At 63.4% G+C, this 24365-nt stretch carries 25 protein-coding genes; 13 read left to right on the forward strand and 12 right to left on the reverse strand.

From position 1 onward, the window contains the following. Window positions 1-17 precede the first annotated feature (17 nt). The 3 genes from CGL56_RS13635 (at window position 18) to CGL56_RS13645 (ending at window position 1946) form a co-directional block, all read left to right on the forward strand. Entirely contained in the window at window positions 18-434 is a 417-nt protein-coding gene (locus CGL56_RS13635; RefSeq protein WP_099107123.1) for a BrxA/BrxB family bacilliredoxin, read from the forward strand. A 101-nt stretch (window positions 435-535) separates the two neighbouring features. Further along, entirely contained in the window at window positions 536-952 is a 417-nt protein-coding gene (locus CGL56_RS13640; RefSeq protein WP_167641650.1) for a DUF2141 domain-containing protein, read from the forward strand. 163 nt (window positions 953-1115) lie between these two features. Continuing rightward, entirely contained in the window at window positions 1116-1946 is an 831-nt protein-coding gene (locus CGL56_RS13645; RefSeq protein ID WP_099107125.1) for a sulfurtransferase, read from the forward strand. Here CGL56_RS13645 and CGL56_RS13650 read toward each other — a convergent pair. Further along, complete coding sequence (locus tag CGL56_RS13650) at window positions 1935-2849, reverse strand: nucleotidyltransferase family protein (RefSeq protein WP_099107126.1); 915 nt, start codon at window positions 2847-2849, stop codon at window positions 1935-1937. The genes CGL56_RS13645 and CGL56_RS13650 overlap by 12 nt on opposite strands. A 23-nt stretch (window positions 2850-2872) precedes the next feature. Continuing rightward, a complete protein-coding gene (locus tag CGL56_RS13655; protein ID WP_099107127.1) occupies window positions 2873-3538 on the reverse strand; it encodes a hypothetical protein in 666 nt (221 codons plus the stop codon). 173 nt (window positions 3539-3711) lie between these two features. On the opposite strand from CGL56_RS13655, the gene CGL56_RS13660 reads away from it, so the two are divergent. From CGL56_RS13660 to apaG, 6 genes are all read left to right on the forward strand, one after another. Beyond that, window positions 3712-4347, forward strand: a complete 636-nt coding sequence (locus tag CGL56_RS13660) for an SH3 domain-containing protein (RefSeq protein WP_143470737.1) — start codon at window positions 3712-3714, stop codon at window positions 4345-4347. A 22-nt stretch (window positions 4348-4369) separates the two neighbouring features. After that, on the forward strand, window positions 4370-5278 hold the full coding sequence (locus CGL56_RS13665) for a UDP-3-O-(3-hydroxymyristoyl)glucosamine N-acyltransferase (RefSeq protein ID WP_099107129.1): 909 nt from the start codon (window positions 4370-4372) through the stop codon (window positions 5276-5278). A gap of 73 nt (window positions 5279-5351) precedes the next feature. Continuing rightward, on the forward strand, window positions 5352-7586 hold the full coding sequence (locus CGL56_RS13670) for a RelA/SpoT family protein (protein ID WP_099107130.1): 2235 nt from the start codon (window positions 5352-5354) through the stop codon (window positions 7584-7586). Between the two features lie 20 nt (window positions 7587-7606). Continuing rightward, window positions 7607-8068, forward strand: coding sequence for a Fur family transcriptional regulator (locus tag CGL56_RS13675; RefSeq protein ID WP_099107131.1), 462 nt, complete (start codon window positions 7607-7609; stop codon window positions 8066-8068). Window positions 8069-8152: 84 nt separating this feature from the next. Continuing rightward, window positions 8153-8527, forward strand: coding sequence for a DUF3127 domain-containing protein (locus CGL56_RS13680; protein WP_099107132.1), 375 nt, complete (start codon window positions 8153-8155; stop codon window positions 8525-8527). Between the two features lie 14 nt (window positions 8528-8541). Next, window positions 8542-8934, forward strand: a complete 393-nt coding sequence (gene apaG / locus CGL56_RS13685) for a Co2+/Mg2+ efflux protein ApaG (RefSeq protein WP_099107133.1) — start codon at window positions 8542-8544, stop codon at window positions 8932-8934. An 11-nt stretch (window positions 8935-8945) separates the two neighbouring features. On the opposite strand, the gene CGL56_RS13690 is transcribed toward apaG, so the two are convergent. Together CGL56_RS13690 and CGL56_RS13695 are read right to left on the reverse strand one after the other, a co-directional pair. Continuing rightward, window positions 8946-9710, reverse strand: coding sequence for a segregation and condensation protein A (locus CGL56_RS13690; protein WP_099107134.1), 765 nt, complete (start codon window positions 9708-9710; stop codon window positions 8946-8948). Between the two features lie 42 nt (window positions 9711-9752). Then, a complete protein-coding gene (locus CGL56_RS13695) occupies window positions 9753-10322 on the reverse strand; it encodes a GAF domain-containing protein (RefSeq protein ID WP_099107135.1) in 570 nt (189 codons plus the stop codon). Between the two features lie 67 nt (window positions 10323-10389). Between CGL56_RS13695 and CGL56_RS13700 the strand changes: the two genes are divergently transcribed. Then, entirely contained in the window at window positions 10390-11403 is a 1014-nt protein-coding gene (locus CGL56_RS13700; protein ID WP_099107136.1) for an SDR family oxidoreductase, read from the forward strand. A 72-nt stretch (window positions 11404-11475) separates the two neighbouring features. Here CGL56_RS13700 and CGL56_RS13705 read toward each other — a convergent pair whose 3' ends face one another. Both CGL56_RS13705 and CGL56_RS13710 read right to left on the reverse strand, forming a co-directional pair. Next, on the reverse strand, window positions 11476-12318 hold the full coding sequence (locus CGL56_RS13705) for a DUF2911 domain-containing protein (protein ID WP_099107137.1): 843 nt from the start codon (window positions 12316-12318) through the stop codon (window positions 11476-11478). A 90-nt stretch (window positions 12319-12408) separates the two neighbouring features. Then, window positions 12409-13608 (reverse strand): ATP-grasp domain-containing protein, encoded by a 1200-nt coding sequence (locus CGL56_RS13710; RefSeq protein WP_099107138.1) that lies wholly within the window; start codon window positions 13606-13608, stop codon window positions 12409-12411. A 112-nt stretch (window positions 13609-13720) separates the two neighbouring features. Here CGL56_RS13710 and CGL56_RS13715 point away from each other — a divergent pair, with 112 nt between their 5' ends. Next, window positions 13721-14278 carry a thioredoxin family protein gene (locus CGL56_RS13715; protein WP_099107139.1) on the forward strand — a complete coding sequence of 186 codons (558 nt, stop codon included), beginning with the start codon at window positions 13721-13723 and terminating at the stop codon, window positions 14276-14278. A gap of 6 nt (window positions 14279-14284) precedes the next feature. Here CGL56_RS13715 and CGL56_RS13720 read toward each other — a convergent pair whose 3' ends face one another. From CGL56_RS13720 to rpoN, 4 genes are read right to left on the reverse strand one after another with little or no spacing between them, the layout of a single operon-like run. Further along, a complete protein-coding gene (locus CGL56_RS13720) occupies window positions 14285-14824 on the reverse strand; it encodes a PepSY-associated TM helix domain-containing protein (protein WP_099107140.1) in 540 nt (179 codons plus the stop codon). A gap of 24 nt (window positions 14825-14848) precedes the next feature. Then, a complete protein-coding gene (locus tag CGL56_RS13725) occupies window positions 14849-15943 on the reverse strand; it encodes a glycosyltransferase (RefSeq protein ID WP_099107141.1) in 1095 nt (364 codons plus the stop codon). After that, entirely contained in the window at window positions 15944-16237 is a 294-nt protein-coding gene (locus tag CGL56_RS13730; RefSeq protein WP_099107142.1) for a GNAT family N-acetyltransferase, read from the reverse strand. It lies immediately after the preceding gene. Window positions 16238-16290: 53 nt separating this feature from the next. Beyond that, window positions 16291-17787: an RNA polymerase factor sigma-54 gene (rpoN, locus tag CGL56_RS13735; RefSeq protein ID WP_099107143.1), complete on the reverse strand. Its 1497-nt coding sequence runs from the start codon at window positions 17785-17787 to the stop codon at window positions 16291-16293. Between the two features lie 121 nt (window positions 17788-17908). Here rpoN and CGL56_RS13740 point away from each other — a divergent pair, with 121 nt between their 5' ends. Both CGL56_RS13740 and CGL56_RS13745 read left to right on the forward strand, forming a co-directional pair. Beyond that, window positions 17909-19594, forward strand: a complete 1686-nt coding sequence (locus tag CGL56_RS13740) for a M3 family oligoendopeptidase (RefSeq protein ID WP_187305582.1) — start codon at window positions 17909-17911, stop codon at window positions 19592-19594. After that, the gene (locus tag CGL56_RS13745; RefSeq protein ID WP_099107144.1) at window positions 19584-20759 is read left to right on the forward strand and encodes an MFS transporter; all 1176 of its coding nucleotides are present in this window, start codon (window positions 19584-19586) and stop codon (window positions 20757-20759) included. The genes CGL56_RS13740 and CGL56_RS13745 overlap by 11 nt, the downstream gene beginning before the upstream one ends. A gap of 274 nt (window positions 20760-21033) precedes the next feature. Here CGL56_RS13745 and CGL56_RS13750 read toward each other — a convergent pair whose 3' ends face one another. Next, a complete protein-coding gene (locus CGL56_RS13750; RefSeq protein WP_099107145.1) occupies window positions 21034-23589 on the reverse strand; it encodes a TonB-dependent receptor in 2556 nt (851 codons plus the stop codon). 77 nt (window positions 23590-23666) lie between these two features. Then, the gene (locus tag CGL56_RS13755; RefSeq protein WP_099107146.1) at window positions 23667-24362 is read right to left on the reverse strand and encodes an SIR2 family NAD-dependent protein deacylase; all 696 of its coding nucleotides are present in this window, start codon (window positions 24360-24362) and stop codon (window positions 23667-23669) included. Between the last annotated feature and the right edge of the window lie 3 nt (window positions 24363-24365).

The raw sequence follows: 24365 nt of genomic DNA on the forward strand, positions 1-24365 counted from the left end.
CAAGAAAATAACCCTGTATGTACCCCGTCGAGCTTACCATCCCGATGTCCAAAGACCTGACCAACTTCGGGTTTGAGTCCCTGACCACCCCCGAGCAGGTCGATGCCGCCCTGGGCCAGGAAGAAGGAACCGCCCTGCTGGTGGTCAACTCCGTCTGTGGATGCGCCGCGGCCAACGCCCGCCCCGGTGCCAAACTGGCCGTAAAGAACGAGCACAAGCCCGACCGGCTGTACACGGTATTCGCCGGTGTCGACCGCGAAGCAACCGCCCAGGCCCGCGAGCACCTGCTGCCTTATCCCCCCAGCAGCCCCAGCATCGCCCTGTTCAAGGACGGCAAGCTGGTGCACTTCCTGGAGCGCCACCACATCGAAGGCCGCCCCGCCGAAGTCATCGCCCAGAACCTGAAGATGGCCTTCGACCGCTACTGCTCCTAGTAGCCGCCACCGATAAGAAAGGTTTAACGCCCCGTGAATGGACTTTCACGGGGCGTTTTCGTTGACAGGGGACGATCTTTGTGCCCTAAATCAGCTGTTTCTTGCATTACCTCCTCTCCAGCCTGATATTCTTGTTCGTGAATCCTACGCCCCAGCAGGTCAGCGTGGAGATCGTCAGTACCGTGGCCGGCGGCAAGGTGTACCTGGCCGTCTACGATAGCGCCGAGGGGTTCGCACGCGACGCCTACGTAGCCGACGCCCACGCCGCGATGGGCGCCGCCCACCACGAACTGGACCTCCGCCTGCCGGACGCCGGCGACTACGTGCTGGCCGCCTACCAGGACCTCAACGGCAACGGCGAACTGGACCGCAACCTCCTGGGTATTCCCACCGAACCCTACGGTTTTGGCAAGCTACCCCCCAGCAAGTGGCGGGCCCCCGCCTTCGGGGAAGTGATGACGCGGGTCAGCGGGGCGGAGCGGATCAGGATTGAGTTGCGGCATTGGAAGGAGTATTAGTTGCTGGTTGGCTGGTGATGGCCTACGCCGTTGCTGGTTTCTGGTTGGGCTTGACGGCTGTTGCCGTCTGCGCGTTGCTGGTTTCTGGTTACCGCTGGGGCCGTTGCGGGTAGCTGGTTACGGCTGGCGCCATTGCTGGTTGCTGCTACCTTATCTTGGGGTTATGACTACGCCCCTCATCTCCGCCGCCGAACTCGCCGCTTTGTTGCCTGAAAATCCCCTGATCCTGGATTGCCGCTTTGACCTGGCGGATCCGGAGCGGGGCCGCCAGGATTACCTGGAAAATCACATCCTGGGTGCCCGTTACCTCCACCTCAACGACGACCTTTCCGGGCCGGTGGTGGCGGGGCGGACGGGGCGCCATCCCCTGCCGGATCGCCACCTCTTTGCCCGCCTGATGGGTAGGCTGGGGTTGACGCCCTCCCGGCCGGTGGTGGTCTATGACGACAAGGGGGGCGGCATCGCCGCGCGGGCGTGGTGGCTCCTCAAGGACCTGGGCCACGATGCGGTGGCCGTCCTCGACGGCGGCTACGCCGCCTGGCTGGAAATGGGGGGGCGGACCGCCCACGGGCCCGAACCGGAAGACGAGTCCGCCGAACCCTACCCCCTGGCGCCCGTCCCCCGGCTGGGCACCTGCGGCCGCGCCCAAACGGAAGCCCTGCGGCAGGACGAAAGCTACACCCTCATCGATTCCCGTACGCCCGAGCGCTACCGCGGGGAGGTGGAACCCATCGACCCAGTGGCCGGCCACATCCCGGGGGCCATCAACCTGCCCTGGCCGGAGAACCTGGACGGGGACGGGAAATTCAAATCACGGGAAGCCCTGCGCGAACGCTTCGCCCACCTGCAAAAAGAGCCGCAGCAGAATGTCTTCTACTGCGGCTCCGGCGTGACGGCCTGTCACAATATCCTGGCGTACTACTACGCCTTCGGGGAACTCCCGGCCCTGTATCCGGGCAGCTGGAGTGAATACCTCCTCCTGCTAGCTGAATAGTGGGGTGGGGTAGGTGTTCTCGGCCACCAGCATGCTGAAGGCCTCCTGTACCTTGGGCTTGTCTTCCTGGTAGGTGACGCCGTACCACTTATCCTCGCTCACCAGCACCTTGACCTTGGCGCTGCCGTCCTTGATCATGCCGTCGATGAGTTCGGGGATGAGGTATTCGGCGCGGGGGTTGTCTTTGTTCTCGCGGGCAAACTCGGTGAAGCCCGACTCCAGGCGGTCGAAGATGGAGGGGTGGAACCCCCAGAAATTCATGGATACGACGGAGTCGTCGGCCAGCTCGTAGCGGTGGCCGTCCTCGCCGAGGTAGGTGACCTTGTCGTCGGTGCCGCGCTGGATCTTGAGGCGCTCGTTGACGTCGCGCAGGAGGTAGTCCTCGGCCACGACGGTAACGCCGCGGTTGACGGTACCGTGATCCGACAGGGTACGGTGGAGAACGTAACCTACCATGGCGAAGGTTTCGGGGTCGGCTTCGGCCACCAGGAAGGAGGCCATTTTCTGGAAGGCCTCCACGCCGTAGTAGTCGTCGGCGTTGATGACGGCGAAGGGCTCATTTACCACATCTTTGGCTACGAGCATGGCGTGGGAGGTACCCCAGGGCTTTTCCCGCTTCTCGTGGTCGACGTCGTCGGGAACGAAACTGTCCATGCCCTGGAAGGCGTAGGCCACCTCGATCTGGTCCTTGAACTTGCCGTCGAACTTCTCGCGGAAGGGGGCCTCGATGTCCTTGCGGATGACGAAGACCACCTTGCCGAATCCGGCGCGGATGGCGTCGTAAATGGAGTATTCGATGATGCCTTCCTCACTGGGGCCGACGCCGTCGATTTGCTTGAGACCGCCGTAACGGCTGCCCATGCCGGCGGCCAGGATAACTAAAGTGGGTTTGGTAACTGCCATGTGTGAATTTTTCGATAGAGCGGCTAGTGCAGCCTTTTGTTTATCTGGGCCGACCGAAATTTGGTGGCCTCCCGGTAGGTAAGGTAGTATGCGTAGGCGTAGGCACCAAACAGGCTCAGCATGCCGCCCGCGAAGACGTAAAAGCTCAGGCGGGTGGCCACTTCGGCGTACTCCGGATAAAAATTATTGACGATCAGCAGGTTGATGGTCACGATGAGGGCCGTCAATAGCATGCACAGGATGCAGGAGGCGCGGCCGAACTGCAGGATGGGCACCTGCTGGCGGAACAGGGTGGCCCGCAGAAAGCGCACGTACACTTCCCGCTGGGGCTGCATGCGGATCAGTTCCCGCAGTACGTGCTCGGCCGTGGCGTACTCCTGGATGCGGAAGGCGCTGGCGGCCTTGCGGAACAGCTGGTACTCGTACACCTCCTCCTCCCGCCCCGGCACGTAGCGGATGTCGTGGCGGATGCTGGCGTGGATGACCAGGTCGACCATCAGCTGGTGCTGGCGGTAGGCCCCCGTTTCGAAGAGGGCATCCACGTAGTGGACGGTCAGCTCGAAGTTCTCCTCCACGTCGAGCCGCCCGATCTCCTGCTCGCGGGCCTCGTACATCCGGATGATGCGGTGGTAATCGGTCGGGTCAACGGCCCGCAGTTCACGGTAGAGTTGGGAATAGTGGCGCGGCACGGAGGTGAGAGGGTTGGTGGTTTGTCCTTACAATATAAGGGTTAGGGATCGGCTTCCGGAGCTACTATTGGCACAACGCGGGTTTGCTTTTACGGTTCCGGATTGGGCGCCCGCCGCACATTTGGTCGGGAAGGAAATTGTAAATGGAACCTTCCCCTGCCTACCTTCGCGCCATGGCTTCCCCGCAACGCAGCACCTCCCAGTTCGTTCCGTTCATCCTGGTGTCCCTGGTCACCCTGGTCTTCATGATCTGGGCCATGCGGCAGTGCAGCGAGAACGACAGCGACTACGCCATGATCGAGGAGCAGAACACGCGGGAAGACTACCTGGAGCGCCGCGACAGCATCCTGCGCGACAGCATCCGCAAGCTGCAGGCCGCCCAGGCCCAGGCTACCCCAGCCGAATCCCTTCTCTCCGACGCGGAGCAGGAAGCCCTGGCCCGGGAAGCCGCCCTGCTGCGCGCCCGTACCCAACCCCTGCTCGGCGACAGCGCGGGCGTGGGTACCACCCCGGGGCGTACCCCCCGGCAGATCGTGATCCAGAAAGAAACCACGCTGTACAGCACCATCGACGGACTGAACGTGCGCGTGCAGCCTCAGCTCGGGGCCCCCGTCATCGGTCGGCTCAGCCTGTACGAGGCGGTGACCTACATGAACGAAACCACCGATTCCCTCTACCAGATCGACCTGGGCGACATCACGCCCACCGCCCCCTGGGTGAAGGTGAAGATGTCCAACGGGCAGCAGGGCTGGGTGTACGGCGCCGGGGTGGACTACTACAAATACAAACTGGAAGGCGTCCTGAACTAGGCCCGGCCCGCAATCGCGCGACATGAAACTAGCCCAACCCACCACCGCCGCCGCCCTTTCCGAACGGCTCGGCGCCCGGCTCGTGGGCGACGGGGAACTGGCCGTCACGGGCCTCAACGAAATCCACCACGCCGAGGCCGGCGACCTCTGCTTCGTGGATCACCCCCGCTACTACGCCCCCACCCTGGCCTCCGCGGCCTCGGTGATCCTGATCGACCGCGAGCAGGACTGCCCCCCCGGCAAGGCACTGCTCGTCCACCCCGAACCCTTCGCCCTCTACAACCGCCTGGTGTGGGAGGCGCGGCCGCCGGTGCCGTACCAGGCGCAAGAGCCCACCGCCACCGTAGGCGAGGGGACGGTGATCGCCCCCGGCGTGGTGCTGGGGCGCAACGTGAGCATCGGGCGGGACTGCCGCCTGGAGCCCAACTGCGTCATCGGCGACGGCTGCGTCCTCGGCGACCGGGTGACGGTGAGCGCGGGCTGCGTAGTGGGCGGTGAGGCCTTCTACTTCAAGCGGACGGCGGAGGGGCTAATCCCCTGGCGCAGTGGGGGCAGCGTTTGGTTGCAGGACGACGTTTTTCTCGGGCCCTGCTGCACAATTGCCCGCGGTGTCAGTTCCGTAACCGTAATCGGTCGGGGCAGCAAACTCGACGCCCAGGTGCAGATCGGCCACGATTGCAAGGTGGGCAACCACGTGCAGATGGCCGCCCAGGTTGGGGTGGCGGGCAACAGCAACGTCGGCGACTGGTCCGTGCTGCAGGGGCAGGCGGGCGTGGCCCAGAACGTGACCCTCGGGGAACGCACCGTCATAATGGCCCAAAGCGGGGTCGGCCGCGACCTCGAAGGGGGCAAGTCGTGGTTTGGCTCACCGGTGCAGGAGGCCCGCAAGGCCTTCCGCGACCTGGTCAAACTGCGGCGACTGGGAGAATAGTCAGCGGCCGACTTTTGGGGAGTTCGTCACCCGGCATTCGGTCAAGAATGCCGTATAATTGTTACTACAGGGTATGGCTGAGGTTTTAGACATAACGACGGAAGAACAGGCTGCCATCCGCAGCGCCTACGAGGATATGATCGCGAGTCTGCGTACGCCCTTTTCCCAGGAGGACCGCGAGCAGATGGACCGCGCCTTCAAACTGGCGAACTACGCCCACCGCCACCAGCGCCGGAAGTCGGAGGAGCCCTACATCTTCCACCCCATCGCGGTGGCCCGCATCTGCGCCGAGGAGATCGGCCTGGGCCCCACGGCCATCTGCGCCGCCCTGCTCCACGACGTGGTGGAGGATACCCCCGTCACCATCGAGGAGCTGCAGGACGAGTTCGGGGAGCGCATCTCCCAGATGGTCAACGGCCTCACGAAACTCGACAGCGCCTACCAGTCGGAAAGCAAGCAGGCCGAGAACTTCAAGAAGGTACTCAGTACGCTGATCGTCGACGTCCGCATCGTGCTCATCAAGATGGCCGACCGCCTCCACAACATGCGGACCATCAAGAGCATGCCCGAGCACAAGCAGCTCAAGATCGCCGCCGAAACCAGCTACATCTACGCCCCCCTGGCCCACCGCCTGGGACTGTACAACTTCCGCTCGGAGTTCCTGGACCTCTGCATGAAGGTGCTCGAGCGCGACGAATACAACGCCGTGGCCCGCAAGCTGCAGGAAACCAAGGCCGCCCGGGAGAAGTACATCGAAAGCTTCATCGCCCCGCTGCGCTCCAAGCTCGACGAACTGGGCTACCCCTACCGCATCTTCGGCCGGCCGAAGTCGATCTACAGCATCGCCAACAAGATCAAGAAGAAACAGGTACCCTTCGAGCAGATCTACGACCTCTTCGCCGTCCGCGTCATTCTCGACGTGCCCCGCGAAAAGGAAAAGCTCGCCGCCTGGGCTACCTACAGCGCCATCACCGACGCCTACCAGGCCGTGCCCTCCCGCCTCAAGGACTGGATCACCATCCCGAAATCCAACGGCTACGAAAGCCTCCACACCACGGTGGTGGGCCCCGGCGCCCGCTTCGTGGAGGTGCAGATCCGGAGTGAGCGGATGAACGAGATCGCCGAGCGGGGATTCGCCGCCCACTGGAAGTACAAGGGCGTCTCCAACCAGCGCGACGTCTACGAACAGTGGTTCGAGAGCGTCCGCGACATCCTCGAGAACCCGAACAGCGACACGGTACAATTCCTGGGCGACTTCCGCGCCAACAGCTTCTTCAACGAGGAGGTCTACGTGTACACCCCCGACGGCGACATGAAAGCCCTGCCGAAGGGCTCCACGGCCCTTGACTTCGCCTTCAGCGTCCACAGCATGGTGGGTTACCACTGCCAGAGCATCCTCTGCGACGAGCGCATCGTGCCCATGTCGTACGAACTGCGCAACGGCGACCGCCTGAAGGTGAATACCAGCCCCCACCAGAAGCCGAACCCGAACTGGCTCGACATGGTCAAGACGGGAAAGGCCAAGGCCAAGATCCGTCAGGCCCTGAAGGAGGAGAAGCGGCAGCAGGGCGAACTCGCCAAGGAGGCCCTCCACCGCAAGCTCAAGAAACTCCACGTCGAGGACGAAAAGGCCGCCGTGGAAACCATCGCCCGCCACTTTACGGACGGCAGCCACGTGGACCTCTTCTACGAGATCGGCCAGGAAACCCTGCAGATCAACCAGGTGCTGAAGCCCTTCACCGTGGAACACGGCAAGCTGATTCCCGTACCGCCGCCCAGCACCAACAACCAGCCCCACCAGGAGAAGGACCCCGACAGTCGCAGCCGCCGCAGCGGGGCCAACCGGCCCAAGGGGGCTACCCGCCTGCTCATCAACGGGGAGCCGGGCGACCAGCTGGAGTACACCATGGCCAGCTGCTGCAACCCCGTCCAGGGCGACCAGGTGTTCGCTTACCTGACCTCGAACGCCGGACTGAAGATCCACCGCGTGATCTGCCCGAACGCCGAGAACCTCATGGCCAACTACGACTACCGCATCATGAAGGCCGAATGGGTGAGCACCTCGGAGCACAGCTTCGTGGCCGAACTCAAGCTCACCGGCCTGGACAGCGGCAAGGGCGTCATCGAACGCATCAGCCACGAGATCACCCACCTCGACCTCGACATCCGCAGTTTCAACATCGCCGCCGAGAGCGGCACCTTCACCGCACGCATCAGTCTGCTGGTGCGCAATACCGACCAGCTGCGGCTGGCTACCCGGGCCCTGCAAAACTTAGACAACGTCTCAACCGTTTCCCGGGTAGAATAAAGATCTTCCGCCCCTCATCTATGCAATCCAATCCCACCACCGACATTCAGCAGGTAAAGGATATTTTCTCCGAGCACCTACGCGAGCGCAAGGCCCGCCGTACGCCGGAGCGGTTTGCTATTCTGGAGGAGATCTACAACCGCGACGACCACTTCGACGCCGAGTCGCTCTACATCCACATGAAGACCAACAACTACCGCGTCAGCCGCGCTACGGTCTACAATACCCTGGAACTGCTGGTGAGCTGCGACCTGGTCAAGAAGCACCAGTTCGGCAAGAACCTGGCCCAGTACGAGAAGAGCTACGGCTACAAACAGCACGATCACCTCATCTGCAATACCTGCGGGCGGGTAACGGAGTTCTGCGACCCCCGGGTGCAGCAGATCAAGAACATGATGGGTGAGATCCTGAACTTCCGCGTCACCGGCCACAGCCTGAACCTCTTTGGCGAGTGCGCGGGTGCCTGCGAACGCACCCAATAGCCCTCCGAAATACTTAAATTGGCCCGCTTCCCGAACCGGGACGGCCACTTATTTGCTTGAATACTAAAGACTAAATCTTTACTTATGTCCTTCGAAATTACCGGAACGCTCGTCAAGAAGTACGAAACCGAAACCAAAGGCGAGAGCTTTCGCGTGCGCGATTTTGTCATCAAAGCCAACGATGGCGGGCAGTACGACAATTTCGTGAAGTTCCAGACCACCCAGGACCGGACGGCCATCATCGACGATTTCAACGAAGGCGACGAGCTCAAGGTCCACTTCGACCTGCGCGGCCGGCAGTGGCAGGACAAGTACTTTACCAACCTCAACGCCTGGCGGGTGGAGGCCATGTCCACCGGCGGCGCCCCCTCAACTTCCAACCCCGGCGACGTGCCCGGCAACTTCCCCACGGCGGACGACGCCCCGGTGGTCGAAGCCGACGACGACCTGCCCTTCTAATTAACCCCGAAGTCATGACCAGCCAAACCACCCAGCGCATCCGGGTAAGCGCGGAAAGCTTCTACCAGGAGCGGTACTCCCAACCCGAGGAAGGACAGTACGTCCACGCCTACCGGATCCGGATCGAAAACAACAGTCCCCTGCCCATCCAGCTCCTCAGCCGGAGCTGGGACGTAATCGACGCCACCGGCTTCCGCCGCCACGTGGAAGGCGACGGGGTGGTAGGGCAGCAGCCGGTCATTCCCCCGGGCGAATCCTATGAATACAACAGCTGGGTACAGTTCGATACCCCCATCGGGGCCATGGAAGGCAGCTACGTCATGTACCGCAAAACGGACGGGGTGGAAACCTACTTCCACGTCACGGTGCCGCGTTTCCTGCACATCGTACCCGCCGTGCTGAACTAGATCAGTACCGCCTATTCTTCTTCCCCCGACCCGACCTCCAGGCAGAAGTCGTTGACGCCCCCGTCGCCGGGCAGCAGCCGCACTTGGTGGGCATTGAGCAACTCCAGCAGGCCGAGGAAGGTGATGATGGCGTGCAGCCGCGTCCTGCACACCCCGAAAATGTCATCGAAGCCGGGGCGGGCCTTACCGTAGGCCGTCCCGGCTACGAGAGCCATGATCCGCTCCTGCTGCTCCTCAATCGTGTGGGTAAACTGGGCAATTTCGTGGACGACCGGCCGCTGGCTGGCTTCCTCCAGCCGCCCCAGCATCCGCTCGTAGGCCCGTAGCAGTTTGAACAGTGTGACGCTCTCCAGTTCCACGTCCACCAGGGCACGGGTGGCCAGGTCGGCCAGCTCGTCGGTGATGTTGCCGCGGTAATTGCGCAGGCCCCGTTCGCTTTCCAGCTTGCGCAGTTCTTCCAGTACACTCTTGTAGCGCTTGTATTCCAGCAGCCGGTGGACCAGCTCCTCCCGGGGGTCGATCTCGTTGCCCTCCTCGTCGACGGGCTTGCGGGGGATCAGCATCTTGGCCTTGATCCGGCAGAGGGTAGAGGCCACCAGTACGAACTCACTGGCCAGGTCGATATCCATCCGCTCCGCCTGCCGCATATAGTCCAGGAAGTCATTCGTCACCTGGGAGATGGGGATGTCGTAAATGTCCAGCTCGTCGCGCTCAATGAAGAAGAGCAACAGGTCGAAGGGGCCCTCGAATTGGGGAAGCCGGATGTTATAACCCACGGTGAATCAGGATTGCTGGTTGCAAAGGTAAGCAGCCGCCGCTCAGCGGCTTACGGCCGGGGCAGCCCAGGTGGCCCGCAGGGGCAGGACGGGATCAGAAAAGATGGAGAGGATCTTTTCGAGCCACCGCTGGTCCACCGCATCGAAACTGTCGCACTCCGTGCTGTCCACGTCGAAGACCCCGAGCAGGCTGCCGTCCGGTCGGCGTACGGGCAGTACGATCTCCGAGCGGCTGTTCGGGTCGCAGGCGATGTGCTCCCGCCCTTCTTCCAGGGCGTGGGTGTCGGCTACGATCTTGGCGCGGCCACTGGCGGCCACCGTGCCGCAGACGCCGCGGCCAAATTCAATGTGGAGGCAGCCCAGGGTGCCCTGGTAGGGGCCCACGGAGAGCCGGTCGGGACCGGAAACGAGGTAGAAGCCCGTCCAGTAGAAATAGGGCAGGTAGGTCTTCAGTACGCTGTTGATGGTAACCATCACGACCAGCTCATTGGTCTCCCCGGTGAGGGTGGCGGCAATGGCGGCGTAGGCCTGGGCATAGGCCCGCTCCTTCTCCTCCGCGGGGAGGTTTTGCGAAGGGCGAACGAAGTAGGGCATTTCGGCGGTTGCACTCATAGGGTATCCGAACAATCCCGGCGGTGGATCCGGTTGTATTCGTTAGGATAAAACGAATAAAATTAACATGCACAGCCCAAAATTTGAACGCCCCCGCACCATCGTCATCACCGGTGCATCCGCCGGAATCGGCCGGGCCATCGCCCGGGAATTTGCCCGGGAACACGCCCGCATCGGACTGATCGCCCGCAACGAGGAAGGGCTGGAAGCCGCCCGCAAGGAGGTGGAGGCACTGGGCGGAGAAGCCCTGGTGCTCGCCCTGGACATCGCGGATTTTCAGGCCCTCGACCAGGCCGCCAGCAAGATTGAAGAAACCTTCGGGCCGATCGACGTCTGGGTGAACAACGCCATGAACAGCGTCCTCGGCCTGTTTAAGGACATCGAAATGGAGGAATTCAAGCGGGTGACCGAAGTGACCTACCTCGGTACCGTCTACGGCGCCAAGTGCGCCCTGAAGCGGATGCAGCCCCGCAACCGTGGCAGCATCGTGTTCGTGGGCTCGGCCCTGGCCTACCGCGGCATCCCCCTGCAAACGGCCTACTGCGGCGCCAAGCACGCCATTGAGGGCTTCTACGACAGCCTGCGCACCGAGCTGAAGTACGAAAACAGCAACGTGATGACCACCATGGTCCAGTTGCCGGGCGTCAACACCACCCAGTTCAACCTCGTCCGCAACAAGGTGGAGAAAGCCCCCCGGCCCATGGGCACCATCTACCAGCCGGAAGTGGCCGCCCGCGCCATCGTGGCCGCCGCCGATACCAACGACCGCGAATACTACGTGGGCCTGCCGGCGGTGCAGACCATCCTGGGCAACAAGTTCTTCCCGGGCCTCATGGACATCTTCCTCAGCAAGACCGGCGTGAGCGGACAGCAGACCGACCAGCCCGCCACCCACGGCAAGGACTACCTCTTCGAGCCCGTACCCGGCGACCACGGCAGCCACGGCAATTTCGACGACGTGGCCAAGGAGAGCGGCATCGTGGTAAAGGGCTCCACCGTCCGGGCCCTGGCCTCACTGGTGGTCTTCGGCAGCGTCATCGCGGCCACCAGCCTGATCACCTCCTCGCTGGTCAGGCGGTAGGTTGCTATCCCGGAAAAAGAAAAGGGCGCGATGGAAGATCCATCGCGCCCTTTTTCATTCAGAGGGGGTGGCTTACTTCGACCACTCTTCGATGGACTTTTCGTTCATCCGTACGTAGTCCATGTTGCCGGCTTTCTGGGCCAGTTCCTTGGACTTCTTGGCGGCGGCCACGGCTTCCTGCTTGCGGCCGAGGTCGTACAGGATCACGGCTTCGCGGCGCACCATCCAGTAGGCGGGGTTACTGCTCATGCTGATGGCCTTCTGGACGTACTCCAGGGCCTTCTCGTTGTTGGCGCCCGTCTCGCTCAGGAAGGTAGCGGCCTGGAAGTAGTCGTTCACGCTGGGGCCGGCCATCACGCGGTCGATGGTGGCCATCACGCTTTGCTTGGCGTTGGAGGTGATGGGCAGGGTGGCTGCGGTGTTGCCCCACTTCATGACGAGGTCGGCACCGTCCATGGTGTAGTTCTGCAGGTCGATGGTGAAGGTCTCGGTGGCGTCCTGGGTCTTGGTGACCTTGGCTTTCACGGTGGCCGCGGGGTCCATTTCCACGTAGTTGGTCCAGGCGCCGCCGGCGTAAGGGTAGATCATCACTACCCAGGCATCGGCCTGCGGTTTGGTCAGGATGGCGTAGCTGCCGGCGGCAACCGACTTGCCGCCCAGGCGGATGGAGTCGCTGAAGGTGATCTTGGTGGCCTGGTTGGCTCCGGTGCGCCAGATCTCACCGTAGGGTACCAGTCCGTCGGCGGCGAAGAGGGTACGTCCCTTCTGGCCGGGGCGGCTGTACTCCAGGGTCACGTCGGTCAGGCCGACGCTGGTTTTCATGGTCACGCCGGGGGAAGCCGGGGGGCTCTGGATCTGGGCGTGGAGGGTGGTGGCGAAGAGGGCCAGACAAAGGGTTAGTAAGCGTAGTCGCATGTCGAAAGCTATTTGGTTTACGGGTAAAGATAGTCCGTGGCCCGTTCAGGTTCCGGCGGCGGGGCGCGGGTTCCGGGGCCGGACGGAAGGTCAGTGCGTTGATTTCCGCGGGGCGGGGGCGGAAGCGTGGAATTCGTGGGCCACCCGGTGGGCGTAGTTGTCGAGCAGCTCCCGCACCCGGGCCGTGGAGTGGGAAGCCACGATGAGCCCCACGTGCTGCTTCTTGTCCATCCGCCACACGATCTCCGGATCGTTGAAGGAGGAGGTGTCGGGGTGCTCGTAGCGGCAGAGGCTCACGATGATTCCCGACTGGTCGTAGCGGCGCTCCGGTACCCGGTATGGGGTGCCGGCGGCCTTGGCGGATTCCAGCCGGGCCCATTCCGTCCAAAGTCCCACGCCGGTAGCGGCTTCGACCATCTCGGCCAGGTGGGCGCCGCCGACGCGGCTGGCCGTCTCGAGAAAGACGAAGTTGCCCTCCGCCGTCTTGATGAATTCAGTGTGGGAAGCGCTGAACTGCATCCGGAAGGCCTGCATCACGCCCTCGGTCATGCGCCGCAGGATGACGGCCTCCTCGTCGTGGTAGGGTACGCTGACCGAACGGAAGATGCCGCCGCCGTGGGCCACCTCGAAGGGGGTGCTCAGGTAGCGCGACACCTGGCAGAAGGCGATCTCCCCGTCGACCGACAGGGCATCGACGTGGTAGACGTCGCCGGGGCGGAACTGCTCCACCAGGTAGTCCTTGCGGCGCTCGCCCAGGGCGTGTACCTGCTGCCAGAGCTCCTCGGCGGAGTGCACCTTGGTGATGCCGGTGGCGCTGGCCTCCCCCCGCGGCTTGATCAGGCAGGGGTATTCCACGCGGTTGGCGAATTCGGTCAGGGCCACGTCGTTGAACAGGCTGGAAAAGGCAGGGACGGGCACCCCGTGCTCGCGGGCGCGGACGCGCATGGCCAGCTTGTCGCGGAAGTAGCGGGCGGTGGTCTGCCCCATGCCCGGCAGGCGGAACTCCTCGCGCAGGTAAGCGGCCTTCTCCACGTCGAAGTCGTCCAGGGCGACGATGCGGTCGATAGGGCGGCTGCGCATCATCCAGGCGAATCCCTGGGCCAGGTTGGCCAGGGCGGCAGGGGCGTTGCTGTCGTCCTCCAGGTAGAAAAATTCGTCGATCGATTCCCGCGGCCAGGGGTCGTGCTCCAGTTTCTTGACGGTGAGCAGGTAGACGGTGTTGCCCGCGTCCTTAAGGGCCCGCAGGAAGGGCACGCCCTTGAAATAACAGCTGATGCAGAGGAAGGTCATGGCAAAAGGTTGGCGGTGGACTGGGCCGGTGAACTCGAAGTAAACCCACCGGCGGGGGAAAGCCTTTACAGGAATACGCAAGCTAACCAAGAACGCCCTAAAGTAACGCAAGATGGCACTTACCGAATCCACCATGGTCAACATCGGCACCCCCGCCCCCGACTTCAACCTCACCGATACCATGTCCGGCGCCAAGCTGAACTACGACGACGTGAAGGGAAGCAAGGGCACCCTGGTGTACTTCATCTGCAACCACTGCCCCTACGTCATCCACACCATTGAGGAGCTCGTCGACGTGGCCAACGACTACGAGGAGCGGGGCATCGGCGCGGTGGCCATCAGCAGCAACGACGTGGAGAAATACCCGGTGGACAGCCCCGACAACATGGAGGCCTTCGCCCTGAACAACCTCTTCACCTTCCCCTACCTCTACGACGAGACCCAGGAAGTAGCCCGAGCCTACGACGCGGCCTGCACTCCCGACATCTACCTCTTCGACGGACAGGGCAAGCTCTACTACCGCGGCCGCCTCGACGACAGCCGCCCCCGCTCCGGCAAGCCCGTTACCGGCACCGACCTCCGCGCCGCCCTCGACGACCTCCTGGCCGGAAAGCCCAGCCCGGAAAAGCAGTACCCCAGCGCGGGCTGCGGCATCAAGTGGAAGGAATAATAGCGGTTAGCGCCGCATCCGCCGCGGACCATACCACAACCAGAATCCCGACACCGTGAAGACGATGGTGGCCAGGCCCATCACCGTGGAGTAGATCAGCTTGAACAGGTCGCTTACGATGCTGCCGTCGTGAATCTGCTCGATGAAGTCGGCCCGGCGGATGCCCACGCTCAGCACCGCCCCGGTGGCCCCGTCGAGCTGCACCTCACCGTAGTGGTCCTTGAAGAGGAACTTCAGCGATCCCTTGTCGGGGCGGTAATCGATGCGGTCGATGGTGGTGGTGTAGGCCGGTCCGAGGGAATCGGATAGGGTAACCTGGGCGCGCTGCAGCAGCTCCGCGGTGGGCAGCCATTCCGCCAGCTCCGTACTGCTCCCGCGGGCGGTGGCCGGCATGATGTAGCTGCTGTCCTTCTTCCACCCCAGTAGAACACTAGTGACGCCGATCACGAAGAAGAAGACGAACAGGGTGATGCCCGACCAGCGGTGGATGCGGCGGGTCTGACGGAGGATACGGGCCTGACGCTTGCGGCGGGATTTTTTCGGCATGGGCCGGAAGATAGTAAGCTTGCCTCACCAAATTCGCCGGGAAGAGAAACTGGCGAAGAATAGAAAGAGGTAAAAAAAGGAATACAGGGCATCGAAAACCAGTAGCCCCGGCACTTTCCAGAGGGCCACGGCACCCGCGCCCCCGCCCAGAAAGCGGTTAACGGGGGAACGGAGGTAGGTAGCTACCACCGCGAGGGCCCGCAGGCCGTACAGCCCCAGGGCAAGGGAGGCCAGGGGCGTGAGCAGCAGCACCAGACCGCTCAGGTAAAAGAGGCCGTGGCTGGCCGCGATGGCGACCAACAGCAGCTGGTGGCGGCGGCGGTAGTGGAGGCCGACCGACTGGTGGCGGGTCTTCTGGAAAAAATAGCTTTCCCAGTCTGGAGAAGCATCCGAGAGGGTCCAAGATGCGGGGTCCACCACCCGGGCCGTCCGGTCGGCGGTAGCGTGCTGGTTCACCAGCAGGTCGTCGTCTCCGCCGGGCAGGTGGGCGTGGGCGGCCAACCCCCCGGCACGGGCGAAGAAGTCGGCGGTATAGGCCAGGTTGCGACCCACCCCCATGTAGGGCAGCCCCAGGCGGGCCATGCCCTGGTACTGCAGCACCGTCTGGGTGGCCTCGAAGCGCTGCCAGCGGTTGAGCCATCCGGGTGCCCGGCGGTAGGGGGAGCAGCCGAGCACGGTTTCCGCTTCTCCTTTCAGGGGGGCGGTCATGCGGGACAGCCAATCGGGGGAGGCGGGTACGCAGTCGGCGTCGGTGAGCAAGAGCAGGGGGTGGGTGGCCGCGGCGATGCCGGCCGTGAGCGCGTCCTTCTTGCCGGGGCGGGTGGGGCCGGGGCGGAGGAGCCGCAGCTGGGGGGCTTCGCGGCTGAGGTCCTGGACGATGGCGGCCGAGTTGTCGGTGGAGTGGTCATCGACGGCGATTACCTCAAAGGCCGGGTGGCGCTGGGCGAGGATACCCCGCAGACAGTCCTCCAACCGGGTAGCCTCGTTGCGGAAACAGACGATCACGGAAACCGGGCGGTCGTGGGTGGCCGCGCCGGAGCCGCCGCGGAGGGCGGGAAAGAAGATAAAGCACCAGACCAGGAGCTGGACGAAGGTGGCCAGCAGGAGCAGGAAAAGCATCTAGGGTTCGACCACCACGTCGTTCCATTCCGGGTGGCGGCTCACGTAGGAGGCCACGAAGGGGCAGGAGGGGATAGCATCCAGATCGTTGTCGCGGGCGTACTGGAGGGCGGTGGTCACCAGGGCGCTGCCGATGCCCTGGCCGGTCAGGTCTTCCGGTACTTCGGTGTGGACGAGGTCGATCTGGTCGTCGCCTTTCATGCGGTAGATCAGCTCGGATCGCTGGGAACCGCTGACGACTTCGAATCGGCTCTTATCAACATTGTTAACAACGGATTCATGGTTGGTGGACATACTACTTGGATTATACTGATGCCAATGATACGTTGAGCATCCCTAGAGGTTCGTTAAAGTTCCTTGCGCAGGCGGGCCACCGGCAGGCCGAGCTGTTCGCGGTATTTGGCTACGGTACGGCGGGCAATCTCGTAGCCGGCGTCCTTGAGGGCCCGCTGGAGCTTGCTGTCGTTGAGTGGTTTGCGCTTGTCTTCGGCGGAGATGATCTCGGCCAGCACCTTCTTTACCTGGGTGGTGCTCACCTCCTCGCCCTCGTCGTTGGTCATGCCCTCGCTGAAGAACTCCCGCAGGGAGAAGGTGCCGAAGTCGGTCTGGACAAACTTGGAATTCACCACCCGGCTCACGGTACTGATGTCGAGCTCGGTGGGCCCGGCGATGTCCTTCAGGATCATGGGGCGGAGGGTCTTCAGGTCGCCGGTTCGGAAGAACTTGTCCTGGTAGCGGACGATGGCGTGCATCACGCTGTAGAGGGTCTGCTGCCGCTGCTGGATGGCCTCGATGAACCAGTTGGCGGAGTCGATATTCTGGCGGATGAAGCCGGCGGCCTGCTTCTGGGCGGTGGTGAGCTTGCCCGATTCCTTCTGCTTGCGGCGGTATTCGGCCAGTTGCTGCTGGTAGTAATCGTTGATCTTCAGGTCGGGGGCGTTGCGGGCGGTGAGGCTCAGCCGTAGCTCGCCGTCGACCACGGTGACCAGGAAGTCGGGCACCACCACCCGGGCGGCCCGCCCACCGGCGCGGCCGCTGAGGCCACTGGCGGGTTTGGGGTTCAGCTTCAGGATTTCCCCGAGGGCATCGCGGAGCTCATCCTCCTCCACCTCGAGCTTGTCGCGCAGCTTTTCGTAGTGCTTCTTGCTGAAGAGGTCGAAGTGGTCGCGGATGATGGTCTGGGCCAGCACCAGGTCGGCAAAGCGGTGGTCGTCGAGCTCCTCGCCGTTGTCGACCTTGTGGTTGAGCTGCAGCAGCAGGCATTCGCGCAGGTTGCGGGCGGCCAGGCCGGGGGGCTCCAGGGACTGCACCACGCGGAGGACTTCCCGGATCCGGCCGGGTTCCACCTCGATGTCGTAGTTGATCAGGAGGTCGTCGGCGATGGCGCTGGGCAGCCGCTGCAGGTAGCCGTCGTCGTCGAGGTTGCCGATGATCTGTAGGGCAATGGTGCGGTCGAGGGGGGTATCGAACTCCAGGTTGGCGAGTTGCCCCTCGAGGTACTCAAAGAAGGAATTTTCGTCGGCCGTATAACTGCCGGGGGCGTCGTAGGGGTCTTCGTTGTTGCCGTTCTGCTGGTAGTTGGTGGGGTCGTCCTCGATGTACTGCTGGAAGAGTTCCTCCATCTCGAAGGGGTCATCCTTGGCGCCCTCCGTTTCCTGGGCGTCGTGATCGGCGGGGCCGTCCAGGGGGTCGGGGGTGGCTTCTTCCAAGGTAGGATTGCGTTCCAGTTCCTCCTTCACCCGTTGCTCGAGCTCGTACAGGGGGAGCTGCATCAGCTGCATGAGCTGAATCTGCCGGGGGCTAAGCTTCTGGAGCTGCGACTGCTTGAGCGATTGTCCTAGCATGCGGTTGAACTATCGGGTGTAAGTTAGCGGTTAAGATGGGACGCCCCCGACGGGGCACCACTCGGATCGGTGAAAACGTGTTCCCGGTGGAACCTCAGATCAATCTTCTACCCCCTACCATATGTCACAAATTACGTTTCCCGAATTCGAGTACAAGCGGCCGGATCTTGATCAGTTAGAGAAGGCATTTCAGGCCGTACTTGTTGAATTGAAGGAGGCCGAAACCGTAAACGACGCCATCGCCGCCGTCGAGCAGATCGACAGCATCCGCGCCAGCGTATCCACGGCCTATAATATCGGTTACATCCGCTACAGCATCAATACCCGCGACCCCTTCTACCGGGCGGAAAAGGACTGGTTCGACGAGCACCTGCCCCGCACGGAGCAGTGGCGGGTGGATTATTACCGCGCCCTCCTCGACAACCCCCACCGGGAAGCCCTCGAGGCCCACTTCGGCCGCCAGCTCTTCGACTCAGCCACGGTGAGCATCAACACCTTCCGCCCGGAGATCCTCCAGGAGCTGCAGGCGGTCAATAAGCTCAGCAGCGAATTCACCCAGCTCAGGGGCGGGGCCGAAATCGAGGTCGACGGCAAGATCTATAACCTCTCCAGCATTGCCCCCCTGGAGCAGGTGGCCGACCGCGAAAAGCGCAAGCAGGCCAGCACCGCCAAGTGGAACTGGTTCGCCGAACACCGGCAGCGGCTGGAGGACATCTACGCCGAGATGGTCCGCCTGCGCACTACCATGGCCCACAAGCTGGAGTACGAGAACTACGTCGGTCTCGGCTACGCCAACATGAACCGCACCGACTACGGTCCGGAGGAGGTGGCCAACTTCCGGCGGCAGGTCCGCGAGCACATCGTACCCATCGCCCAGCGGCTCTACGAGCAGCAGCGCGAACGCCTGGGCGTGGACCGGCTTCACTACTACGACCTGGCCTTCCGCTTCCCCACCGGCAACCCCACCCCCAAGGGCGACCCCGCGGCCATCGTGGCCCACGCCGAGAAGATGTACCGGGAGCTGAGCCCGGAAACCGGCGAGTTCTTCCGCCTGCTCCAGGACAAGAAGCTGATGGACCTCGAAGCCAAGGACGGCAAGGCCCCCGGCGGCTACTGCACCTACATCAACGAGTACCAGACGCCCTACATCTTCAGCAACTTCAACGGCACGAGCCACGACATTGACGTGCTTACCCATGAGTTCGGCCACGCCTTTCAGGTGTACAGCAGCCGCCACCAGCGGCCGATGGAGTACAACTGGCCCACCTTCGACGCGGCGGAGATCCACAGCATGAGCATGGAGTTTTTCACCTACCCCTGGATGGAAGGCTTCTTCGGGGAGGATACCCAGAAGTACTATTTCAGCCACGTGGCCGGCTCCTTCCGCTTCCTGCCCTACGGCTGCGCGGTAGACGAGTTCCAGCACCGGGTCTACGAAAACCCCGACCTGGACAACGCCGGCCGCAATGCGATCTGGAAGGAAATGGAGGCCGCCTACTTGCCGCACCTCGACTACAGCGACAACGACCACCTCAACGTCGGCACCTTCTGGCAAAGCCAGGGCCACATCTTCAGCGTGCCCTTCTACTACATCGACTACTGCCTGGCGCAGATCTGTGCCTTCCAGTTCCTGCTCAAGGATGAGGCGGACCACGAATCGGCCTGGGCCGACTACGTAAAGCTCTGCGAGGCCGGCGGCTCCCGGTCGTTCCTGGAACTGGTGGAGCTGGCCGGACTGGAAAACCCCTTCGAGGATGGGGTGGTGAAGAAAATCGCGGACCGGGTCCGCGCCCGGCTTGACGCTTAGGGTTCGGCTCTCGCTCTTACTCTTCTTCCAGTTTGCCGTCTGGGCCAGCTGGCTGATCAACCTGGGTACCTACCTGCTGGAAAGCCTGCACTTCACGGGGCTGCAGGTGGGTATGATCTACGCGACCAACGCCATCGCCGCCACCGTGGCCCCGCCGCTCATGGGCTGGCTGGCCGACCGCAGCTATCCCTCCGAGCGGCTGATGGGGGTGCTGAATACGGTGGGCGGACTGAGCCTCATCGCCTGCTACTTCACCGTCAGTTTCCCCTGGTTCTACGGCTGGATGCTGCTCTTCAACCTCTGCTTCATTCCCACCTTCAGCCTGGCGGCGGCCATGTGTTTTTATCACCTGGAGCGGCCGGCGGAGCAGTATCCTCTCATCCGCGTCTGGGGCACGGTATCCTTCATGCTGGTAGGCATTGCCCTGAGCGTCTTTCAGGTGGAGCAGTCGGCCCTGCCCCTGCTGGCGGGCGGCTTCACCGGCCTGCTGCTGGCGGGATATTCCTTTTTCCTGCCGCATACCCCCCCGGAGCCGGGCTTCAACTGGACCACCCTGAAGGGGGAGGAGGTCCACAGCATCTTCCGCGAACGCGGGATGATCGTCCTGCTGATCGCCCTGCTGGCAAGTTGCATCCCCTCCTCATTCTACTACAGCTTCCTTAATCCCTTTCTGAACGAAGTGGGCTGGCCCGCCGCCGCCGCGAAGATGGCCCTGGGACAGCTCTTCGAGATCGGGGTGGTGCTGGCCATGCCGTTCATCTTCCGGCGCTTCCGCTTCCGGAACATCATCTTCTGGGGACTCATGGCCTGGGGACTGCGCTATTTCGCTTTCGGCATCGGCCGTCCCGGCGACCACGAATGGCTCCTCTACGCCGGCATCGTAGTGCAGGGCGTAGCCTTCGCCTGGATCATCATCGCCGCCCAGATCTACGTCAACAACCGGGTACCCACCTACCTGCGCAATACGGCCCAGGGACTGATCTCCTTCGCCAACCTCGGCATCGGCGCCTTCGTGGGCAGCTGGATCGCCGGCGAGGTCGTCAGCGCCAACCTCCTGGCCGACGGATCCCACAACTGGTGGGCCATCTGGCTCGTCCCCGGCTGCGTTGGCGTGGGGGCCGCGGCCTTTTTCTGGCTGGCCTTTCCGCGGGCGGGGCGGCTTTGAGTTTTCGAGTTTTTGGGTTGTTGAGTTGGTGTGGCCTTTACCCCTCGCTTCGCTCGGGCGGGGGCTGCGGGTGGAACTGGCGTGGTGCCGCGAGCTTAGCAGGTGAGCCGGGGGGCTGCGGGTGGAACTGGCGTGGTGCCGCGAGCTTAGCAGGTGAGCCGGGGGGGCTGCGGGTGGAACTGGCGTGGTGCCGTGAGCTTAGCTGGTGAGCCGGGGAAGGAGCGAGCGAAGCTCGCGCAACTCTACCGTACTAACCTACTACCGTACTAAAACACTAAATCTCCACCACCAATCGCAGATTCACCCGTCGCCCCGTCAGTCGGTTCGGTACGGCATACTGCTGCTGGAAGATGGTCTTGATCCAGGTATTGCCGGCCTGGTTGCCCACGTTCATCAGGTTGTAGACCTCCAGGCTAAGGAAGGTGGAACGGGTGAAGCGAAGGGGGGAAGTGGCAACGTTGCGGGAGGTTTCCCGGTCGAAAAGTCGGAGGCTGAAGCCGATGTCGATCCGGTGGTAGGTATCGAAGCGCAGGGTGTTGCGGTAGATCCGGTTCTCGCCCTGGATGCCGAAGGGCAGTCCACCGCCGACGGTCAGGTTTACGTGGGTGCGGAAGTTGGGGTTGTTGCGCAGGTAGTCCTGGAAGAAGAGCGACAGCTGAAAGAGCTGGTCGGTGGGCCGGGGCACGTATTCCTTCGCCTCGTCGATCACCTCGCCGTCCTGTCCGCGGCCGATCACTTCCTTGTGTTCTACTCCGAGTAGTTTTTCGCGGGCGCGCAGCAGGCTCAGGTTCAGCCAGCTGTCGGCTCCGGGCACGAACTCTCCGTTCAGACGGAAGTCCAGTCCGGCCACGTAGCCGCTGGCGTCGTTCAGCCCCGAGTACTGGATGCGGACATTCTCGATCTCGTAGCTGACCAGGTCCCAGAGCGACTTGTAGTAGGCTTCAGTGATGAGGCGGAATTTCTTGGGGTTCCGCTTGCCGTAGTAGAAGTCGCTGGTGATGCCCCCCACGAAGTGGAGGGATTTCTGGCTGCGCAGGTCGGTATTCACGCTGCCGTCCGGGGCGCGCATCTCCCGGTAGAAGGGCTGCTGGACGTAGAGGCCGCCCGCGAGCTTGTAGGTGATGTCGGCCGTACCGCCCAGGGGCTTGTAGAGCAGCTGGGCGCGGGGGCTCACGTCCAGATCGCCGTTCAGGTCCCAGGCCACGGCCCGTACGCCGGCGCTGAGGCGGATGTCGGCGCGGTCCTCCGCCCGCCAGGTGTAGGTGTCCTGGAAGAAGGCGCTGAAGCGATTACTCAGGATCTCGTTTTCGGTCTGCAGCACGCTGAACAGCCGCACGCCGTCCTCGTCGAAGGGCAGGCTGTAGCCGGCCGAGTCCAGCCGCTCCCATTCGTGGATATAGTCGTTCACCCGCTCGTGCTGGGCCTTGAAGCTCCATTGCAGGAAGTGGGCCCGCGTGGTGTTCTCGTCGCCGCCGTTGAGCTCGAGTCCGCCGCGGAGTTCGGCGTTGTAGACCTGGATGTCGAGGAAGTTGCGGACATACTCCTGCTGAATGCCGGTACCGATGGTGCGGGTGATTTCCCCGAAACTTTCGGAGCCCAGGTCGGTATCCAGCTCCCCGAGGGTGTAACGGCCGCCAATGCTGATGCCCTCGTTCTCGTCACTGCGGAAGGCCGAGGTGAGGAACTTGAGGAAGAGGGGATTGTCCAGCCGCTCGGGGATGTAGGTCAGCGACAGTCCCCCCATCTGGGTCAGGAAGTCGTCCCGCTCCGCCCCCTCGAAGGCGCTGAACAGCTGCAGGGTCTCGAAGAATCCGCCGAAGGCCGTGGACCGGCTCACCGGATTGAAGTTGTAGATGCTGCGGTTGTAGTTGCCCAGCAGCCCGAGCTGGAGGGTGCGGCTGAAGTCGTAGGTCAGATAGCCCTGCAGGTCAAAGAAGTTCGGCAGGTATTCGCCGGTGGTTTCCAGGGAGCCGAGGAGGTAACGGGTGGTCTTGTAGCGGGCGCCCAGCAGGTAGCGCAGTCGTTGATAATTGCTGCGGCCGAGTCGCTTGCTGCCCTCCACGTGGGCGGCCCCGCCGAGCAGGCTGGCTTCCACGGAGCCGCGCAGGCTGTCCGGGCGCTTGTATTTGATGTCGAGTACGGAGGAGAGCTTGTCGCCGTAGCGCGCCTCGAAGCCCCCGGAGCTGAAGCTCAGGCTCCGCATCAGTTTGGGGTTGGCAAAGGTGAGGCCCTCCTGCTGCCCCTGGCGGATGAGCTGGGGGCGGTAGATCTCGAAATCGTTGACGTACACCAGGTTCTCGTCGTAGTTGCCGCCGCGCACGTTGTACTGGCTGGTGAGTTCTCCTCCGGCACCGCTGCTTACCCCGAGGGCGATGCTGGGCAGCAGGCTCTCCAGGTTGCCGGTCACCGAGGGCAGCAGCCGCAGCTGGGCGGGGTCCTCGCGGATCATGCCGCCTTCCTCGACCTTGCTTTCGCGCACGACCACCTCCAGGCTGCTTTCCACCGGGACGAGGGCCACGTCGATCTGCTTGCGGGTGGCGGGGGGCAGCTCGCTCACCTTCACTTCCGTTTCCCGGTAGCCGATGCGGCTGAAGACGAGCACGAAGTCGATCCCGGCGGGCACGGTGGCCACGTAGCGGCCCGTCTCGCTGCTTTCCACGGCGCTGGTCGCTCCCCGTACGTAGATGGTCGCGAAGTCTACCGGCAGTTCCGTCACCAGATCGGTCACCTTCCCCGAGATCGTGGCCGTTTCCACCTGGGCGTTCAGGTGGCGCGCCGCGCAGGTGCCGAGCAAGACCAGAAAAGCAAGGAGGGTGGTTCTGAACCGCATAGTAACCGGGGTAAAGGAATGCGAACGCCAAAAGTAAGCGGCTTGGTACCCGTTGCCCGGCACCGGCGCGCCGCCGCCTAGAGCAAATCCTGCAGCAGGCGGGTGGCTTCCCGCATGCCGTCGCCGCCGCCCATTTCCAGCAGGTGGAGGTTGCGCCGCCCCCGCAGCTGGTAGCTCACCGCCGGCCGGGGGTCGATGTAGATGACGGGGGCCTCCTCCGGCGCGACGCCCACCAACCCCGCCGCCGGGTACACCTGCAAGGAGGTGCCCACGATGATGACGGCGTCGGCCGACTGTACCTCCCGGGCCGCGGGCTCGATCATGGGCACCTCCTCGCCGAACCACACGATGTGGGGGCGCAGCTGGACGCCAGATTCGTCGACATCGCCCAGTACCAGGTCACCCGTCCAGGAGCGGGGCTTCCCCTCACCCCGGACGGGCCGCACCTTGGTCAGTTCACCGTGGAGGTGGAGTACCCGGCTGGAGCCGGCCCGCTCGTGGAGGTCATCCACGTTCTGGGTCACGACCGTAACCCGGTAGTGCCGTTCGAGTTCCGCGATGCGCCGGTGGCCGTCGTTGGGCTGGGCGGTCGCCAGCTGGGCGCGGCGCAGGTTGTAGAACCGCAGCACCAGCTCGGGGTCCCGGGCGAAGGCTTCGGGGGTGGCCACGTCTTCCACCCGGTGTTCTTCCCACAGCCCGTTGCTGTCGCGGAAGGTCTTCAGGCCGGACTCGGCGCTGATACCGGCACCGGAAAGGACGACGAGGTGTTTCACGGG

Source organism: Neolewinella marina, assembly GCF_002631205.1.
Lineage (GTDB): Bacteria > Bacteroidota > Bacteroidia > Chitinophagales > Saprospiraceae > Neolewinella > Neolewinella marina.

Excerpts from the sequence above, each read along its gene's own strand:
- CGL56_RS13635 (WP_099107123.1), top strand. The coding sequence starts at position 18 with ATGTACCCCGTCGAGCTTACCATCCCGATGTCCAAAGACCTGACCAAC.
- CGL56_RS13645 (WP_099107125.1), top strand. The coding sequence starts at position 1,116 with ATGACTACGCCCCTCATCTCCGCCGCCGAACTCGCCGCTTTGTTGCCT.
- CGL56_RS13650 (WP_099107126.1), bottom strand. The coding sequence starts at position 2,849 with ATGGCAGTTACCAAACCCACTTTAGTTATCCTGGCCGCCGGCATGGGC.
- CGL56_RS13660 (WP_143470737.1), top strand. The coding sequence starts at position 3,712 with ATGGCTTCCCCGCAACGCAGCACCTCCCAGTTCGTTCCGTTCATCCTG.
- CGL56_RS13665 (WP_099107129.1), top strand. The coding sequence starts at position 4,370 with ATGAAACTAGCCCAACCCACCACCGCCGCCGCCCTTTCCGAACGGCTC.
- CGL56_RS13670 (WP_099107130.1), top strand. The coding sequence starts at position 5,352 with ATGGCTGAGGTTTTAGACATAACGACGGAAGAACAGGCTGCCATCCGC.
- CGL56_RS13675 (WP_099107131.1), top strand. The coding sequence starts at position 7,607 with ATGCAATCCAATCCCACCACCGACATTCAGCAGGTAAAGGATATTTTC.
- CGL56_RS13680 (WP_099107132.1), top strand. The coding sequence starts at position 8,153 with ATGTCCTTCGAAATTACCGGAACGCTCGTCAAGAAGTACGAAACCGAA.
- apaG (WP_099107133.1), top strand. The coding sequence starts at position 8,542 with ATGACCAGCCAAACCACCCAGCGCATCCGGGTAAGCGCGGAAAGCTTC.
- CGL56_RS13695 (WP_099107135.1), bottom strand. The coding sequence starts at position 10,322 with ATGAGTGCAACCGCCGAAATGCCCTACTTCGTTCGCCCTTCGCAAAAC.
- CGL56_RS13700 (WP_099107136.1), top strand. The coding sequence starts at position 10,390 with ATGCACAGCCCAAAATTTGAACGCCCCCGCACCATCGTCATCACCGGT.
- CGL56_RS13705 (WP_099107137.1), bottom strand. The coding sequence starts at position 12,318 with ATGCGACTACGCTTACTAACCCTTTGTCTGGCCCTCTTCGCCACCACC.
- CGL56_RS13710 (WP_099107138.1), bottom strand. The coding sequence starts at position 13,608 with ATGACCTTCCTCTGCATCAGCTGTTATTTCAAGGGCGTGCCCTTCCTG.
- CGL56_RS13715 (WP_099107139.1), top strand. The coding sequence starts at position 13,721 with ATGGCACTTACCGAATCCACCATGGTCAACATCGGCACCCCCGCCCCC.
- CGL56_RS13720 (WP_099107140.1), bottom strand. The coding sequence starts at position 14,824 with ATGCCGAAAAAATCCCGCCGCAAGCGTCAGGCCCGTATCCTCCGTCAG.
- CGL56_RS13725 (WP_099107141.1), bottom strand. The coding sequence starts at position 15,943 with ATGCTTTTCCTGCTCCTGCTGGCCACCTTCGTCCAGCTCCTGGTCTGG.
- CGL56_RS13730 (WP_099107142.1), bottom strand. The coding sequence starts at position 16,237 with ATGTCCACCAACCATGAATCCGTTGTTAACAATGTTGATAAGAGCCGA.
- rpoN (WP_099107143.1), bottom strand. The coding sequence starts at position 17,787 with ATGCTAGGACAATCGCTCAAGCAGTCGCAGCTCCAGAAGCTTAGCCCC.
- CGL56_RS13740 (WP_187305582.1), top strand. The coding sequence starts at position 17,909 with ATGTCACAAATTACGTTTCCCGAATTCGAGTACAAGCGGCCGGATCTT.
- CGL56_RS13750 (WP_099107145.1), bottom strand. The coding sequence starts at position 23,589 with ATGCGGTTCAGAACCACCCTCCTTGCTTTTCTGGTCTTGCTCGGCACC.